Raw genomic sequence first — 2,424 nt, forward strand, 5'->3', positions numbered from 1 at the left:
TAAAGCCGCCATTTAGAAGGAGAAAATAACCCAACGAGCAGCTTGTTTTTCCCTCAATAAAAATAGAAATTCCACACAGTAACTACAAAAAAAGGGAAAACAAGCACGGATAACTACCCGAAGAAGACATCAATCCCTACAAAACCAACAGGACGTCTCCTTCCAATGATTGTTAGTAGCAATTTAATTATGAATAAGTATGTATTTGATAAGATGGACTATACTTGTTAAGCTACTATTGCTATCCTGTACTTCAATAGCTCAAACCAGAGTATTGCCAGACACAAGCAAGATAAAAGTATCAAATACTTTTTGGGTTAAGCCAGGTTCCTATTATTTGGATTCTGTAGAAATAGACTTGAAGAAAGTTTACCTAGACCCAGAGAATATACTAGAAGTTAAGTCTGTCAAGGGGACCGATTCGTATCTATTCAGTGGAAGTAGAAGTGCAACCTTGTACACAAGAAAAGTAAAGGACCCTCTTATTTCACTCGCTGACATTAAAATTGAAAACTATCCTGCAGATTCAAAACGCATAAGGTTTTTGATTGACGGGAAATTGATAGAGGACACTACAGGTATAAAATTAGAAACAACGACTATAAAAAGGATTGAAGTTTTACGCCATTCGAAGAGCAAAGCTGCTCACGGATATGAAAATTTAACCCAGATTTTAATTTCAACAAAAATCGAGGACAAAAAAAGAAAGAATAACAGCTACTAACACGGCACAGGCTCCATACTCGGCTACGCCTCACTCGCAGCCTGTACTAACCGTTGGCAAGTATTATAAGAACATGAAAAAGGGCTGCCTTACATCAATTTATATTTTCCTTGTTCTTCTGGTTGTACTTGCAGTTGCTATTATGTGGACCATAAAATCAGCTTTTGGACCATCTTACAAAACAGTAAGTATAGATTTAGGCAGCGGCAAAACTTTGGTTGGTGAAGAAACTTATAATGCTGACTTTGCAGCAGTTTTCTATGATGTGGACTTAAAGCTTGTAACACAAGAGTTAGACACTTTCAAACTTGGTAGAGCCACTTTCCATGACGAGAACTGGCATAAAAGCTTGCGCTTAGACACAGTAGGGAATTGGTTTGCTCTTCCAGTCAAAGAAAGTTCGTATTCGAAGTTATTACTGGCAAATCGCACAAATAAAATGCACCAAGACACCACTTTCTCTCCATTGGAATTGCGCTATGACAGTCTGTGGAGAGCAAAGCATGATGACATACCTGTATACCTGTACACAGGGACTTCTACTATAGATTCAATTAGAATGAACAACATCTTTGTTACTTATGACTATAGGATTGGCTATTCCGAACCATTTACCTTCTTTGTACAGTCAGTCGAATATTTGCTTGACCCCATATCTGGAAGAGTAAAAACAAAGAAAGTGTTTGAGAGAAAGGAAAAATAACGATTGCCAACCCTGTATATACTACATGCTTCGGCTAAAGCCTCGCAAGTCGCATATACCAATCCGTTGTGCCTAATTTGAAAAAATGGAATTCAAGACAGGAATTGGAATAATAATATTGACTTTCATTGGTTCACTGAATCCATTTTGGTTGATTTTTACAGTTCCAGTCTTTTTGGTTGGTGCTCTTCTAGTTCTTTTTTCGAAAAAGCCTACTAAAACAAAAATCTTGTGGACTATAATACCAGTTTTGGCTTGGTATCCAGGAATGCAACTTTTCTTTTATCTCTCAGGGACAATTGGAACTGCGACCGCTCAAAAAATTGACATGGTTTTTCCAGCTGACTTTAAAGGAAGAGCAATAATTGTTTCGGAAATGCCTTGCGGACAACCTATAAAGATTGTTGACGGCCGAGAACAATTGATCTTTCCTGATAATGGCATTTTGCTCTATCAAGGAGAAATTAAGACAGGGTATATTAATCACAACTACTATTTCCTCAGCCCAAACGGAGTTAGGATAGAAATACCTAAAAGAGAATTGTATATGTATTGGGATAATGAACCGAACAAACCAGACTCGACAATAACAGGAATTTGGCTTGGCGGAATGGGTTCAACACACATTAATAGCCCTAAACCAGAAACAGATTATAGCTACATGTTTTTAACTGTGGCTTCAAAAGAAAATAGAGACGACTATTTCGACTTCCATTATTTAAAGGCATTTGAGAACGAAACGGATAGTCTAGTACAGAACTGTAATAAAGAAACAAAAAACTAGGCACAACAAGGCATATGGTACATACCCTTCGGGATACGCACCATACACAAGACCGTTAAATCCGTCATTGGGATTATTTTCAAATTTTAAAATGGCGAAGCTTTCAGGCTTTACCGGTGGGGAGGAATCACAGGCTATAAAAAAGGGAATGCCTGCAGAAGAGCCAAAGGCATAAATGGAGTTTAGGCCGGCAAGTCTTGCGGCGGCGTTGCC

At 38.1% G+C, this 2,424-nt stretch carries 4 protein-coding genes; 3 read left to right on the forward strand and 1 reads right to left on the reverse strand.

Translation table 11 applies throughout. The features are described 5' to 3' along the window. Positions 1-199 precede the first annotated feature (199 nt). The 3 genes from BW972_RS19460 to BW972_RS19470 all read left to right on the forward strand — a co-directional run bounded on the left by BW972_RS19460 (position 200) and on the right by BW972_RS19470 (position 2,211). A complete protein-coding gene (locus BW972_RS19460) occupies positions 200-724 on the forward strand; it encodes a hypothetical protein (protein WP_143732169.1) in 525 nt (174 codons plus the stop codon). 73 nt (positions 725-797) lie between these two features. Next, positions 798-1,427, forward strand: a complete 630-nt coding sequence (locus BW972_RS19465) for a hypothetical protein (RefSeq protein ID WP_076423345.1) — start codon at positions 798-800, stop codon at positions 1,425-1,427. A gap of 85 nt (positions 1,428-1,512) precedes the next feature. Next, a complete protein-coding gene (locus tag BW972_RS19470) occupies positions 1,513-2,211 on the forward strand; it encodes a DUF6843 domain-containing protein (RefSeq protein WP_076423346.1) in 699 nt (232 codons plus the stop codon). Here BW972_RS19470 and BW972_RS20115 read toward each other — a convergent pair. Further along, positions 2,176-2,424 (reverse strand): hypothetical protein (locus BW972_RS20115; RefSeq protein ID WP_234986464.1); only part of this gene is annotated, 249 nt, incomplete at its 5' end. The genes BW972_RS19470 and BW972_RS20115 overlap by 36 nt on opposite strands.

This window comes from Pontibacter lucknowensis (assembly GCF_900156415.1).
Taxonomy (GTDB): Bacteria; Bacteroidota; Bacteroidia; order Cytophagales; family Hymenobacteraceae; genus Pontibacter; species Pontibacter lucknowensis.